Origin of the sequence: Cellulosimicrobium sp. NPDC057127, assembly GCF_042670945.1 — a bacterium.
Lineage (GTDB): Bacteria > Actinomycetota > Actinomycetes > Actinomycetales > Cellulomonadaceae > Cellulosimicrobium.
Genome location: NZ_JBHUUP010000020.1, coordinates 25,660 through 39,767, shown reverse-complemented (window position 1 = coordinate 39,767; position 14,108 = coordinate 25,660). Strand labels below are relative to the sequence as shown.

At 74.9% G+C, this 14,108-nt stretch carries 11 protein-coding genes; 5 read left to right on the top strand and 6 right to left on the bottom strand.

Annotated elements, in window-relative coordinates:
• Positions 1–51: 51 nt before the first annotated feature.
• Positions 52–3,132 (bottom strand): UPF0182 family protein, encoded by a 3,081-nt coding sequence (locus ACFTZA_RS15890; protein ID WP_378197017.1) that lies wholly within the window; start codon positions 3,130–3,132, stop codon positions 52–54.
• A 165-nt stretch (positions 3,133–3,297) separates the two neighbouring features.
• Here ACFTZA_RS15890 and ACFTZA_RS15885 point away from each other — a divergent pair, with 165 nt between their 5' ends.
• Complete coding sequence (locus ACFTZA_RS15885; protein WP_378197014.1) at positions 3,298–3,912, top strand: PPA1309 family protein; 615 nt, start codon at positions 3,298–3,300, stop codon at positions 3,910–3,912.
• Between the two features lie 21 nt (positions 3,913–3,933).
• Here the strand turns inward: ACFTZA_RS15885 and ACFTZA_RS15880 are convergent, their stop codons facing one another.
• On the bottom strand, positions 3,934–5,040 hold the full coding sequence (locus ACFTZA_RS15880) for a PDZ domain-containing protein (RefSeq protein ID WP_378197011.1): 1,107 nt from the start codon (positions 5,038–5,040) through the stop codon (positions 3,934–3,936).
• Positions 5,041–5,201: 161 nt separating this feature from the next.
• On the opposite strand from ACFTZA_RS15880, the gene ACFTZA_RS15875 reads away from it, so the two are divergent.
• Positions 5,202–6,722 carry a zinc-dependent metalloprotease gene (locus ACFTZA_RS15875; protein ID WP_378197008.1) on the top strand — a complete coding sequence of 507 codons (1,521 nt, stop codon included), beginning with the start codon at positions 5,202–5,204 and terminating at the stop codon, positions 6,720–6,722.
• Here the strand turns inward: ACFTZA_RS15875 and ACFTZA_RS15870 are convergent.
• Positions 6,719–7,309, bottom strand: a complete 591-nt coding sequence (locus ACFTZA_RS15870; protein ID WP_378197006.1) for a YgjP-like metallopeptidase domain-containing protein — start codon at positions 7,307–7,309, stop codon at positions 6,719–6,721. The two genes, ACFTZA_RS15875 and ACFTZA_RS15870, sit on opposite strands and share 4 nt — an antisense overlap.
• Positions 7,310–7,539: 230 nt before the next feature.
• Between ACFTZA_RS15870 and ACFTZA_RS15865 the strand changes: the two genes are divergently transcribed.
• Positions 7,540–8,637: a ThiF family adenylyltransferase gene (locus ACFTZA_RS15865; protein WP_378197003.1), complete on the top strand. Its 1,098-nt coding sequence runs from the start codon at positions 7,540–7,542 to the stop codon at positions 8,635–8,637.
• Here the strand turns inward: ACFTZA_RS15865 and ACFTZA_RS15860 are convergent.
• Positions 8,614–9,048: a WhiB family transcriptional regulator gene (locus tag ACFTZA_RS15860; RefSeq protein ID WP_378197000.1), complete on the bottom strand. Its 435-nt coding sequence runs from the start codon at positions 9,046–9,048 to the stop codon at positions 8,614–8,616. The two genes, ACFTZA_RS15865 and ACFTZA_RS15860, sit on opposite strands and share 24 nt — an antisense overlap.
• 474 nt (positions 9,049–9,522) lie before the next feature.
• Entirely contained in the window at positions 9,523–11,604 is a 2,082-nt protein-coding gene (locus ACFTZA_RS15855; RefSeq protein ID WP_378196998.1) for an ATP-dependent helicase, read from the bottom strand.
• 155 nt (positions 11,605–11,759) lie between these two features.
• Here ACFTZA_RS15855 and ACFTZA_RS15850 point away from each other — a divergent pair, with 155 nt between their 5' ends.
• Complete coding sequence (locus tag ACFTZA_RS15850) at positions 11,760–12,026, top strand: mycoredoxin (protein ID WP_378196995.1); 267 nt, start codon at positions 11,760–11,762, stop codon at positions 12,024–12,026.
• A 48-nt stretch (positions 12,027–12,074) separates the two neighbouring features.
• On the opposite strand, the gene nudC is transcribed toward ACFTZA_RS15850, so the two are convergent.
• On the bottom strand, positions 12,075–13,094 hold the full coding sequence (gene nudC / locus ACFTZA_RS15845) for an NAD(+) diphosphatase (RefSeq protein WP_378196993.1): 1,020 nt from the start codon (positions 13,092–13,094) through the stop codon (positions 12,075–12,077).
• Between the two features lie 88 nt (positions 13,095–13,182).
• On the opposite strand from nudC, the gene ACFTZA_RS15840 reads away from it, so the two are divergent.
• Positions 13,183–14,103 carry a macrolide 2'-phosphotransferase gene (locus ACFTZA_RS15840; RefSeq protein WP_378196990.1) on the top strand — a complete coding sequence of 307 codons (921 nt, stop codon included), beginning with the start codon at positions 13,183–13,185 and terminating at the stop codon, positions 14,101–14,103.
• The last annotated feature ends 5 nt before the right edge of the window (positions 14,104–14,108 follow it).

The window sequence follows — 14,108 nt, the reverse complement described above, 5'->3', positions numbered from 1 at the left end:
GGACCGCTGGTGCGGTCCCGCCCGTCCGTCGACCTCCGGACCCGTCGGGCGTCAGCCCTCCGAGGACGCGGCGTCGAGCTCCTCCTCGGCGGCGAGCGCCGCCTCGAGTGCCGACTGCAGGCGCTCCTGCGCCTCGCCGTACGCCGCGAAGTCGCCCTCCGCGAGCGCCGCCTGGCCCTCCTCGATGGCCTGCTGCGCCTCCCGCAGCGACTCGTCGAGGCGGGTGCGGGCCTCACCGCTCACCCCGCCGTCGGCCGGGGGCGCGGGCTGCTCGACGTCCGGGGTGACGCCGGGGTCGGTACCCGGGTCACCGACGCCCGGCTCCTCCGCGCCCGTGTCGGGGTCCAGCGTCTCCCCGTCGGCCGGCTGGTCGGGCACGGCGGTGTCGACCCCGCCGTCGGCGTCCCCGGCGCTCGCGCCGGAGTCACCGCCGAACACCTGGTCGAGCGCCTCGTCCAGCGTGTCGGCGAACCCGATCTCGTCGCCGAAGGACACCAGCACCTTGCGCAGCAGCGGGAACTGCGTGCCCTGCGTCGACTGCACGTACACGGGCTGCACGTACAGCAGGCCGCCACCGACCGGGAGGGTCAGCAGGTTGCCGTTGATGACGCTCGAGTCGCCCTGCCGCAGCAGGTTCAGCTCGGTCGACACCGTCGGGTTCGAGTCGAAGTTGTTCTGCACCTGACCGGGTCCCGGCACGGTCGAGTTGCGCGGCAGCTCGAGGAGCCGCAGCGTGCCGTAGTCCTCGGAGCGCTGTCCGTCCTGGTTGCCGGGCTCTGCGTCGACCGCGAGGAAGCCGGTGAGGATGTTCCGGTCGCTCTGGCCGCCCGGGATGAACGTCGACATGAGCGAGAACGTGGGGGCGTCCTGGCTCGGCATCTGCAGCGTCAGGTAGTACGGCGGCTGGAGCGGTGCGACGCCCGTGCCGGACGTCGAGGCCGTCGGGTCCTCCGGGCTGCGCCAGAAGTCCTGGCCGGAGAAGAACTGGCGCGCGTCGTCGACGTGGTAGCTCGCGAGCAGCGTGCGCTGCACCTTGAACAGGTCCTCGGGGTAGCGCAGGTGGCTCATGAGGTCCCCGCTGATCTCCGAGATCGGCTGCACCGAGCTCGGGAAGACCTGCGTCCACGCCTGCAGGACCGGGTCCTCGGTGTCCCACGCGTACAGGTCGACCGACCCGTCGTACGCGTCGACGGTCGCCTTCACCGAGTTGCGGATGTAGTTGACCTCCTGCGGCGCGAGCGCCTCGACCGAGTTCTGGGCGACCAGCGAGTCGGCCGTCGACTCGTCGAGCGACTCCGACGTCGAGTACGGGTAGCCGTTGCTCGTCGTGTAGCCGTCGACGATCCACTTGACCCGGCCGTCGACGACCGCCGGGTACACGCGCCCGTCGAGCGTCAGGTACGGCGCGACCTTCGCGACGCGGTCGCGCGGGCTGCGGTCGTACAGGATCTGCGACTGCGGCGTGACGCGGTCGGAGAACAGGATCTGCTCGGAGCCGAACTTCAGCGCGTAGAGCGTCTTGTTGAGGAACGACCCGACGCTCGGCCCTGCCGCGATCTCGTCCGTGGGGAACGTGTTGTTCACCTGGCCCCCCGCGTCGTCGACCGGGTAGTCGAGCTCCCACGGGTCCGTGCCGTCGGGCGCGCCGACGATCGAGTACTGCGGGGCCTCCGGGCTGAAGTAGATCCGGGGCTCGTAGCCGCCGGCCTCCGTGAACGCACCGGTGGAGGGGATGCTGCCCTCGTAGAACGCGGGGCGGCCGTCCGGGCCGATCTGGTTGCCGTACGCGGCGACCACGCCGAAGCCGTGGGTGTAGACCGTGTGGTCGTTGACCCAGTTGCGCTGGTCGGCGCCGAGGCCGTCCTGGTTGAGCTCGCGCACCGCGATGACCGTGTCGCGGCTCTCGTCCTCGATCGTGTACCGGTCCACGGACAGCGACTCGGAGAAGCCGTAGTACTGCTTGTTCTGCTGCAGCTGGCTGAACGACGGGCTGACGATCTCCGGGTCGAGCAGGCGGATCGACGCCGTCGTGTCCGCGTCCTCGCGCAGCGCACCCGCCTCCGCCTCGGTGTTGGCGTTGTACTGCTCGGTGCGCACGTCGTCGATGCCGTACGCCGCCTGCGTCGCGTCGATGTTGCGCTGGATGTACTCCTCCTCGAAGTCCTGCGCGTTCGGGGCGACCTGGAAGCGCTGGACGACGGACGGGTAGATCCCGCCGATCGCGATCGCGGAGACGACCATGAGGCCGACGCCGATCGCCGGCAGCCGCCAGTTGCCGCGCACCGCGGCGACCACGAAGAGCGCCGCGACGAAGAGGGCCACGCCGGTGAGGATGGCCTTCGACGGGATCACGGCGTGCACGTCCGAGTAGGACGCGCCGTCGAACCGGTCGCCGGAGGACGTGAGGATCGAGTACCGGTCGAGCCAGTAGTTGGCGGCGATGAGGACCATGAGGACCGCGGCGATCACGGAGAGCTGGACGCGCGCGGCCGTGGTCGTGCGCGGTCCGGCGTCCGCCCCGCCGCCGATGCGCAGGCCGCCGTACAGGTAGTGCGTCGCCACGGCGGCGATGCCCGAGATGATGACGGCAGCCATGAGGAAGCTCACGAGGAACCGCACTGCCGGCAGCGTGAAGACGTAGAAGGACAGGTCGACGCCCCACTGCGGGTCCGTCGTGCCGAACGGCACGGCGTTGAGCGCGAGCAGGACGGTCTGCCACTGCGAGGCGGCCGCGGCGCCGGCGAAGAAGCCGACGAGCGCGGGCGCGACGATCATCACGACCTTGCGCAGCGGCTCGATCGCCTCGCGGTACTGGTCGAGCGTCGCCTGCTCCGGCGTCGACGGCGCGTAGATGGGCCGGGACCGGTAGGCCAGGGAGAACGACAGGAACACCAGCCCGCCCATGACGAGGAAGCCCCCGACGAAGAGCGCGATGCGCGTGCCCCACTGCGTCCACAGGACGCGTTCGAAGTCGAGCTGGGTGAACCAGAGGACCTCGGTCCAGAACTGGGCGAGCAGGAGGAGCAGGACCACGAGGACGCCGACGACGGCGATCGCGATCCCGATCGGGCTCCGGCGCCGGCTGGGTCGTCCACCCGGGGACGGCCGACGTGGCGCTGCGGCGAATGACACGGTGGGTATACCTCTTTGCGTCGTGACTCGGACGTGCACGGGCGGCGACAGGCCTCGCCCACCGGGACAACGCCCACGCCTCCCCCAAGGTTCCCACGCCGGACGGTCTCGCGGGACTCCCGGGGCCCGCGGTGCGACGGTGCGCCCCTCTGGGACGATGGGCGGATGCCGAACGCCGACGACACCCCGCGCCCGGGCACGGGCGAGGCCCCCGCAGCGCCCGCTCCTGCCAGTCCGGGCCTGCCGCCCGCCCAGCGCGCCCTCGCGCTCGCCGTCCACGAGGTCGAGACGCACGCGTCCGCGGCGGGGTGGGACGCCCCGCCGCGCCTCTTCGCCCTGGTCAGCACGGCGCGGGCCCTCGCCGAGGACCCCTCGCTCGCCCACCGCCTCCCGCCCGACGCGCTCGCCGCGGCAGCCGCCGACCCGCACCACGTGCTGTCCGTCGAGCAGGAGGGGTTCGACGTCGGGGCGGACCTCGAGGACGCGCTCGCGCGCGTCGCGTGGCCGAGCACGGTCGACGGCACGGCCCTCGTCGTCGAGCGCATCGTCCTGCCGCCGTCGGCCGAGGAGGGCGTGCCCGAGGACCCCGCCGCCGCCCTGGACCACCTCGCGAACCACCCGGACCGGCAGGACGTGCGCGTCGCCGTCGGCGTGCTGCGCGGCGGGCCGGCCTGGTGCGCCGTCCGCTCTCGCGCGCACGACGCCGCGGCCGACGTCGCGTCCGGGCCCGACCTCGTACCGGGCCTCGTCACCGCGCTGCGCGCGACCCTGGAGGACTGACCCCGCGCCCCCCGGGGCAGCTCAGGGGGCGGGCCGGCACGTGGGCAGCGTGCCGCCCTCCCCCGCGCCGATGGCCGTCATCGCGTCCCGCGCCTCCGCCAGCGTCGCCACCCGCACGACGTCCAGCCCGTCGGGAACGTTCCCGACGACCTCCGGGCAGTTGCCCGCCGGAGCGAGGAACCACGTCGCGCCGTCGCGGCGCGCGCCGTACAGCTTCTGCTGGATGCCGCCGATCGGCCCGACGTCGCCCTCCACGCTCATGGTCCCCGTGCCGGCGATCGACACCCCGTCCGCCTCGTCCTCGGGCGTGAGCTGGTCGACGATGCCGAGCGCGAACATCATCCCCGCGCTCGGGCCGCCGATGTCGTCGATCTGGATCGCCACGTCGACGGGGAACTCGAACGCGGGGTCGATGAACACGCCGAGCAGCGCGGTGTCGCCGCCGTCGCTCGTCGTCACGGTCAGCTCCGTCTCCTCGCCGTCCCGCACGACGCCGAGCGTCACGTCGTCGCCCGGCGGGACCTCCGCGAGCCCGTCGATGAGGTCCGCGTAGGTCGGCACGGGCGCCCCGTCGAGGGACACGATGACGTCACCCGGCTCGACCACGCCCTCCGCGCCGGTGCCCGGGCTCGTGCCCTGCACCGTCAGCGTCGCCGGCACCTCGTAGCCGAGCTCGGTGAGCGCCGCGACGGTGGCGTTCTCCTGCGAGCTGATCATCTCCGCCTGGCTCTGCTGCTCGGTCTCCTCCTTCGTGCGGTCGCGCGGGAACACCTCCTCGACCGGCCGCACCGAGCGCGACGGCTCGAGCCAGCCCTGGACGACCTGGGCCAGGTTCACCGGGTAGCCGGGGCCGCCCGCGACGGAGACGGTCGTCAGCCGCAGCTCGCCCGTGGAGTCGTAGGTCTCGGCGCCGGTCACCGAGATGAGCGGCGTGCCGTCCTGCGCGCCGAGCGTGTCCTCCGTCGGCCCGGGCGCACGGACCGCGTACGGCGCGGGCAGCACCGCGAGACCCGCGACGAGCAGCGTCGTGGCCAGGAGCGAGATGCCGAAGGTCAGGGAGCGGCGGGTGACGGGGGGCGGGGGCTGCTCCTCGAGCAGGAGGTCGTCGAACGACGGGCGGTCGGTCACGGGCCCCATCATCGCCGACGATCCTGGGATCTTCCGGAGGACCGCGCGGGCGCCCGGCGCTGCGCCGTGAGCGAACCCGGCCCGCGGCGGTCGCGCGGAGCCCGTCCCCGGCCCCGAACGTGGTTACGGTGAATCCCGACGCCACCGTGAGGAGTTCTCCCATGAGCAGCCTTCCCCCCGACGACCGCACGCCCGGACCCGACGACGCCGGCGGGGCCGACCGCGGCTTCGAGGAGCTGCTCCGCTCGATGCTCGGTGCGGACGCCGACGAGGCGCTGCGCGAGCTGCGCGCCCGCGGGTTCGACCCGCAGGCGCTCGCCGCCGCCGGCGGTCCCGCCGCCGACCCCCAGGTCTTCCAGCACGTCCTCGCGCAGGTGCAGCGGCTGCTCGCCACCCCGACGGACGGCCCGGTCAACACCGACGTGTCGCACGACGTCGCGCGCCAGGTCGCGGTGGCGGAGGGGGACCCCACGGTGACCGGCGCGCAGCTGCGCGACGTCACCCAGGCCCTGTCCGTCGCCGAGCTCTGGCTGGACGTGGTCACCGACCTGCCGCCGTCGGGCGGGCGCGCGCACGCGTGGAGCCGGTCGGAGTGGGTGGAGGAGACGCTGCCCGCGTGGAACGCGCTCGTCGCGCCGGTCGCCGCGTCGGTCGCCGACGCGCTCGCGACGGTGCTGCGCGACCAGCTGGGCGACCAGCTCGGCGTCGACGACACGCCCCCGCCCGTCGGGTTCTCGCTGCCCGGCCTGCCCGGGGGCGGGATCGGCGGGGACCCCGCGGCGCTCATGCGCCGGCTCGGGTCCGCGGTGTTCGGCATGCAGGTCGGCCAGGCCGCAGGGACGCTCTCGCGCGAGGTGTTCGGGGCGACGGACGTCGGCCTGCCGCTCCTCGACCGGGCCGCGACCGTGCTGCTCCCGACCAACGTCGCCGCGTTCTCCGAGGGCCTGGACGCGCCCGCCGACGAGGTCCGGCACTACCTCGCGCTCCGCGAGGCGGCCCACGCGCGACTCTTCACGCACGTCGCCTGGCTCCGCGGGCACCTCCTCGGCCTGGTGGACGCGTACGCGCGCGGCATCACGATCGACCTGGACGCTCTCGAGTCGCAGCTGACCGACGTCGACCCGACGGACACGCAGGCGCTCCAGCGCGCCCTGTCCGGCGGGGTCTTCGGGCTGCAGAACACGCCCGAGCAGCAGGCCACGCTGCTGCGCCTCGAGACGACGCTGGCGCTCGTCGAGGGCTGGGTGGACGAGGTGACCGCGACCGCGGCGCTCCCCCACCTGCCGCACGCCGTGCCGCTGCGCGAGATGCTGCGGCGCCGACGCGCCGCCGGCGGGCCGGCCGAGCACACCTTCGCCTCGCTGGTCGGCCTCGAGCTACGGCCCCGCAGGTCACGCGACGCGGCCGCGCTGTGGGCGCTCATCACGGCGCAGTCCGGTCCCGCGGGTCGCGACGGGGTCTGGGACCACCCCGACCTGCTGCCCGACGCGACCGACCTCGACGACCCCGCGGGATACCGCGCCCGGCGGGAGGCGGCACGCGCCGAGGAGGCCGACGTCGACCAGGCGCTCGAGCAGATCTTCCGCGCCGCGAGCGACGGTGACCGCGACGGCGACGGCGACGACGGCGCGGGAGACGGCGACGACGGTCGAGGTGGCGAGCGCCCCGAGGCGTCCGCCTAGTCCTGGTCGCCGTCGACGTCGTCGAGGTCGTCCTCGGTCACGTCCTGCTCGGCGTCGCCGTCGGTGCCGGCCTCACCGCCCTCGGCGGCGTCGCGGGCGAAGGACACGCCCTCGAGGAAGCCGCGCGCCCGCTCGGTGCGCGGGTAGGACTCGAGCAGCCGCCAGAAGCCCGGGCCGTGGCCGGCGTGCAGCAGGTGCGCCAGCTCGTGGAGCAGGACGTAGTCGAGCACCCAGCCGGGCATCCCCTGCACGCGCGTCGAGATCCGGATCGACCCGTCGACGAGCGTGCACGAGCCCCAGCGCCGGTCCTGGTTCGCCGCCCACCGCACGCTCGTCGGCCGGGCACGACCCTCGAGGTACTTCGCCGAGAGGTCGGCCGCGCGGCGCGCGAGCTGCTCGTCCGACGGCCTCCGGCGCCGCTCGGAGTCCGCGAGCCGGTCCAGCATGCGCTGCACCCACTCGCGCTCCTGCGCGCGCGTGAAGCGCGCCGGGATGGCGACGATCGTGCGGTCGCCGTCACGGTAGGCGCTCACGGTGCTCTTGCGCCGCCGGCTGCGCCGCACCTCCACGACCGTCTCTCGGACCACGCCAAGACCGTACTGGTTCTTGCCATGAGACGGCAGCCCCCACGCCGCCGAGGCGCGGTGCCCCGCGGGAAGCCCGGAGGCCGGCGCCCACGTCGGGCGAGCTCCGGTCAAGGGATCGTCATGCCCCGCGGTCGCCCCCGAACCTGTGGACGACGCCCTCAGCACTGCCCCCGCGTGCCACGCTGGCGCAGCGGTCCGAGCGGGCCGCCGGTGGCGACCCAGGAGGAACCGTGCCCGGACGACGCGTGCTGCGCCCCTCGACCCCCGTCCTGCGGCGTGCGCCGGGCGAGATCCAGTACGGCACCGATCCTCGCTGGGCGGTACGTCTCGTCGGCCTGGACGCCGCGGACGAGGAGTGGCTGCTCGCGCTGTCCGGCTCGGGCCGCGCGGTCGACGACGACCCCGCGGTCCCGGCGGCGCGTCGCGAGCGGCTCGTGCAGGCGCTCGACGACGCCCTGCTCCTCGTCCCGGCACCGCCCCGGCGGACGACGACGCCGGCGCCGGGCGGCGGCGAGGCGGAGCGCGGCGTGCTTGCGGCGCTTCGGCCCGACGGCGCGGCGCACCGCGTCCTCGCGGCACGGGCCCGGTCGACGGTCGCCGTGGTGGGGCTTGGGCGCGTGGGGGCGAGCGTCGCGACGACCCTCGCGACCGCCGGCGTGGGGACGATCGGCCTGCACGACCCGTCGCCGGTGCTCGTCACCGACGTGGGCCTGGGCGGCTACCGGGTCCGAGACGTGGGCGCGTCGCGCGCGAAGGCCCTCGCGCGCACGATCGAGGAGATCGCTCCCGACGTGCGGACGGGGGCAGGGCCGGCGTCGGAGCCGGGCGAAGTGCCCGGGACGGAGCGCCCCGACGTGGTGGTCGTCGTCGAGCACCACGCGGCGGACCCGGCCCGGGTCCGTGAGCTCGTGGGCGACGGCGTCGCCCACCTGTCCGTGGTCGTGCGGGAGGCGGACGTGGTCGTCGGACCGTTCGTGCGGCCGGGCCTGGACCCGTGCCTGACGTGCGCGGACCTGCACCGTGCCGACGCCGACCCGTGCTGGCCGCAGGTGTCCCGTCAGCTGCGGGGCCTCGCCGCCCCGCAGCACGAGGAGTCGGTGCTGGCCGGCGTCGCGGCGTCCCTCGCCGCCGCCCAGGTGCTCGCGGTGCTCGACGGGAGCGTCCCCCGCACAGCCGCGGCATGCCTCGAGATCCCTGCTCCCGACGCGGTGCCGCGGCTGCGCGAGACGTCCCGCCACCCCCGCTGCGGGTGCGGCGGACCGGCGAGCGCTCCCCCGGACGGCTCGCCGGTGGCGGCCCGCACGTCAGGCGGCCGGGGCCGAGGCTGACGCCTCGTCGCCCGCCCGGTCCTCACGGCGAGCCGCCTCCTCCGCCTGGCGGGCGAGCACCTCGGCCTTGCTCGGACGGCCACGGCCGCGCTTGCGCGCGACGACGACGCCGTCGACGAAGACCTCGCCGCCCCAGACGCCCCAGGGCTCGCGCCGCTCGAGCGCGCCGGCGAGGCAGCCCTCGACGAGCGGGCACGTGCGGCACAGCGCCTTGGCCTGCTCGACCTCGGTGGCTCGCTCGGCGAACCACAGCTCGGGGTCGTTGCTCCGGCACGGCAGGAGGCCGGCCACGAGCCGGTCGAACTCGGCGACGTCCTTCTCGCCCAGCGGGGTGGCGAGGGGTTGATGGGGTGCCCAGGGGCCGGAACCGCCCTGGGCCGTGATGTTGTCGAGCAGCGCGGTGAGCCGCACGATGTCCTCCAGTGATGTCCTGTCGTGGTGTGAACGTCGTCGTCACAGGACCCTGAGGACAGCGGTCCCGTCGGTGATGACGGGAGCCACCGGCGATCCTCATCGACAGTCGTGCCCGGAGAACACGAAGGCCGCGGGTCCCAGATGGACTCCGCGGCCTGGAAGGTGTCGGTCGGTCAGACCGGACGCGTCCTGGAGGCGGAGTCGGGTGCGGGGCGGGTGACGAAGGCGCCCCCGCGTGCACGCACACGGAAACGGAGCCCTCCTGGCGTGGCCGCGTTCGCGACCGCGGAATCCAGCAGGCTCGTCATCACGATCTGGTTCTTCATCTCAGCACCCACCCCCTCTCTCCGTTCGGGGACCCGCCTCTCGGCGCGCCCCGCTCCATCAGGACTCGACGACCATATGCCGCCCGTCGGACGGCGCACAACATATTTACGAGACTTCTTTCGGGCGAGTTCTCGCGCGGGTCGCTCAGGACCCGGCGCGGGCCACGATCTCGAGGAGCGTCGCCCCGTACCGCTCGATCTTCGCGGGCCCGAGCCCGTTGATCCGCGCGAGCTCCGGGACGGTCCGCGGACGGGTCTCGGCGATCGCGGCGAGCGTCGCGTCCACGAGCACCGTGAACGCGGGCTTGTCGGTCTCCTGCGCCACCTGCAGCCGCCACTCGCGGAGCCGGTCGAACAGCTCGCGGTCGTACTCCCCCGAGAGCTGCACGCGTGCCTGGCCCGGGCGTGACCGCCGCCCGCGGGCTGCGTTCGGGTCGTCCGGCCAGAGCCCGTCGAGGAACCTCGTCCGGCGCCGCGTCGCGCGCCCGCCCGGGTTGCGCGAGCGTGCGAACGAGACCTCGAGGTGCTCCCGGGCGCGCGTGATCCCGACGTAGAGCAGCCGACGCTCCTCGGCGACCGCCTCGTCCGTCTCCGCCAGGGAGATCGGCATGAGCCCCTCGCTCATCCCGGCGAGGAAGACCGCGTCCCACTCGAGGCCCTTCGCCGCGTGCAGCGACGCGAGCGTCACGCCCTCCACGGTCGGGGCGTGCTGCGCCGCGGCCCGCTCCTCCAGCTCCGCGACGAAGCCCTGCGCGGTCACGGGCTCCGCCCCGGTGTCACGGGCCGCGCCCGCGAGGTCGTCGGCGAGCGCGACCAGCGCCTGCATCGACTCCCAGCGCTCTCTCGCCGCACCGCGCGCAGCGGGCGGCGCGGGTGCCCACCCGGCTGCGGCGAGCACGTCGCGCACCGTCTCCGGCATCGGGACGTCCGGGTCGGCCGAGCGTGCGGCGCCACGCAGGAGGACGATGGCGTCGCGCACCTCCTTGCGCTGGAAGAAGCGCTCGCCCCCGCGCACCAGGTAGCCGATCCCTGCGTCCGCGAGCGCCGACTCGAACGCCTCCGACTGGGCGTTCGTGCGGTAGAGCACCGCGATCTCGCTGGCGCGGGTGCCCGCGGCCAGGAGCCGACCGACGCGCTCGGCGACGCCCTTCGCCTCGCTGTCGTCGTCGTCGTACGCCGTGTAGGACACCGGTGGCCCGGACGGGCGCTGCGCGACGAGCTCGAGCGCCTGGTGCGCGCCGCCGGCGCGGCCGGCTCGCGCGAGGAGCTGGTTCGCGAGGTGGACCACCTGCGGCGTCGACCGGTAGTCGCGCACGAGGCGGATGACCTGCGCGCCGGGGTGCGTGCGCGAGAACGTGAGCAGGTGGTGCGGCGTCGCGCCGGTGAAGGAGTAGATCGTCTGGGACGGGTCGCCCACGACGCACAGCTCGTCCCGGCCCCCGAGCCACTGGTCCAGCACGAACTGCTGGAGCGGGGAGACGTCCTGGTACTCGTCGACGACGAAGTGGCGGTACTGGCGGCGCACCTCGTCCGCGACGCGGCCCTGGGTGGCGAGCATGTCGCCGAGCATGAGGAGCACGTCCTCGAAGTCGATGACGGAGCGTTCCGTCTTGACGTCCTCGTACGCGGTGATGAGACGTGCGACCGTCTGGTGGTCGTAGCCCGCGGGCGGGTCCCGGTCGATCGCGGCGCACGCGCGCACGTAGTCGTCGGCGGTCACGAGCGAGACCTTGGCCCACTCGACCTCCGAGGACAGGTCGCGCACCGCGACCCGGTCCACGCCGATCCCCAGCCGCCGCGCCGCCTCGGCCACCGCCGACGCCTTGTGCTCGAGGATGCGGGGCGGCGCACCACCCACGACCTTCGGCCAGAAGTACCCGAGCTGGCGCAGGGCCGCCGCGTGGAAGGTGCGCGCCTGCACGCCCGTCGCGCCGAGCTCGCGCAGGCGGGTGCGCATCTCCCCCGCGGCCCGTGCGGTGAACGTCACGGCCAGCACCGACGTCGGTGTGTACGCGCCCGTGCGTACGCCGTACGCGATGCGGTGCGTGATGGCCCGCGTCTTGCCCGTGCCGGCACCGGCGAGGACGCACACCGGTCCGTGCAGCGCGAGAGCGACGTCCCGCTGGTCCGGGTCGAGGGCGTCGAGGATCGCGTCGGCCGAGCGCAGCGTGGAGGCGGGTGCGCCGGCCGGGGCGGACGAGCGGGACGGGAGCGGTGACGTGGACATCACCGCCGATTCTCGCAGCCCGGTCCCACACGGGGCACGCTCCGCCGGTCCCCTGGGGACAGCCTGCGGGAACAACGGGCGCCGGGTGCGGTGTTGACCAGCGGACGCGAGGCTGCGACCGCAGCCCGACCCGAGCGCACGAGGAGACCTCCACGATGGCCACCGCCCCGACCACGCCCGCCCCCGGCTCGATCGTCATGTACTCGACGAGCTGGTGCGGCTACTGCCGTCGGCTCAAGACGCAGCTCGAGTCCGCGGGCATCGGGTACACCGAGGTCAACATCGAGGAGGACCCGGGCACGGCCGCGTTCGTCGAGCAGGTCAACGACGGCAACCAGACCGTGCCGACGGTCGTGTTCCCGGACGGTTCCGCCGCGACGAACCCCTCCCTTGCCGAGGTGAAGCAGCGCCTCGCGGCCTGACCGCCGCTCCTCCGGACCGGCGCCGCCCGAGGTCGCGCCGGTCCGGCGTCAGGCGCCGGGCAGCGCCCCGCCGAACCACTCCTCGACGAGGGCGCGCGCGATCGACCCGTGGCCCGGGAGCAGCACCTCGCCCGACCGCACGTCCCGCTCGAGCTCGGCGCGCGTGAACCACCGCGCGTCGGTGAGCTCGACGCCGTCGGGCCGCAGCTCGGTGGTGCGCGCGCGGGCGACGAAGCCCACCATGAGGGAGGCGGGGAAGGGCCACGGCTGGCTCCCCCGGTACGCGACCTCGTCGACGTCGACCCCGACCTCCTCGAGCACCTCGCGCCGCACGGCGTTCTCGAGCGACTCCCCCGGCTCGACGTACCCGGCGAGCGTCGAGAACCGCCGCTCCGGCCAGTGCGCGGCGTGCCCGAGCAGCAGCATCTCCTCGGGCTCGTCGCGGACGACCGCCATGATGACCGCCGGGTCGGTGCGCGGGTAGAGCTCGGTGCCCTGCGCGACGCAGCGGCGCGTCCAGCCCGCGTTCTCGAGCGTCGTCGGCTCGCCGCAGCGCGGGCACCGCTCGTGCGCGGCGTGCCAGGCCGCGAGCGCGACGGCCTCCGTCGCGAGCGCGGCCTGCGAGGGGTCCACCCGCGGGGACAGCTCGCGCAGGCCCGACCACGGGTGCTCGCGGACGAGCACGGCGAGCGGTCCCGCCGGGTCGACGCCCTCGATGTCCACGTCCTCGGCGTCCGCGTCGTCGGGCAGCACGAGCGCGAGGTACGACGTCGGCGCGCGGCCCGACACCGCCCCCTCGCCGGTCGCCTCGCCGAGGAAGAACCACCGGGGTCGCTCCCCGTCGTCCGGCGCGGGGACGGCGGAGAGGTCTCCCGGTGGCAGCAGCGCGAGCCCGCCGTCGTGCGCGACCGCGAGCCGGCCCCGGTGCACGAGGACCGTGCGCGTCGTCGCCTCGCCGCGCAGGCGGGAGACGAGGTGCGGCTCCGTCCGCCGGTGCGCCGCCCGGTCCACGGCGGCGGCGTCGAGGGGCTGGGGCAGGGTGCGGGACGCGCGGTGGTCGGGGCTCACCCGTCGACCGTAGGCCCTCGCCGCGTCCCCCGCCGCAGCCGTCGGCGTGGACGGGCAGGCACGTGCGCCGAACGACTACGTTGGTCCCGTGCCCCGCTCACCCCTCACCCTCGCCGCGCTCGCCACGGCCGCCGTGCCCGGCCTGGACGTGCGCTCCGCGCGCCCCGCGCCGGATCCGGGCGACTACGACGCCGCCGTCGTCACCGACGGGGAGGGTGCGCGCTGGACGGTGCGAGCACCGCGCAGCCTGCAGGCGGGGGCCGCGCTCGAGGCGGAGACCGAGCTGCTCGCGTCCCTGCAGCACTACGTGGCGTCCGGCGTGCTCTCGTTCGCGGTCCCGCGCATCAGCGGGTCGGCACCGCTGCCGGAGGGCGGGCGCGCCGTCGTGCACCCGGCGGTCGAGGGCGCACCGCTCGACGTCGAGGGACTGCGCCCGGGGCCCGGCCTCGCCGCCGACCTCGGCCGGGTCATCGCCTCCGTCCACGAGCTGCCGCGCCGGGTCGTGGACGACGCCGGTCTGCCGACCTACGACGCGGAGACGTACCGCGAGCGCCGTATGGCGGAGCTCGACGAGGCCGCCGCCACCGGCAGGGTCCCGGCCGCGCTGCTGCGGCGCTGGGAGGCTGCGCTCGAGGACGTCTCGCTCTGGCGCTTCCAGCCGGTCGTGGTGCACGGGGACCTCGGCCCGGACCAGGTGCTGGTCTCCCGCGGGCGCGTCACGACGGTCACGGGCTGGGCCGACGCACGCGTCGCCGACCCCGCCGACGACCTCGCGTGGCTTCTCGTGTCCGCACCGCCCGAGGCGGTGGACTCCGTCATGGAGGCGTACCAGCTGCGCCGCACCGAGCTCACCGACCAGCACCTGACGGACCGCGCGCTGTTGATCGGCGAGCTCGCCGTCGCGCGCTGGCTGCTGCACGGCGTGCGGCACGGGCTCGACGACGTCGTCGCCGACGCGCTCGACATGCTGGCCGAGCTCGAGGACGCGACCCGCGAGGCCGACGACTGACGGAG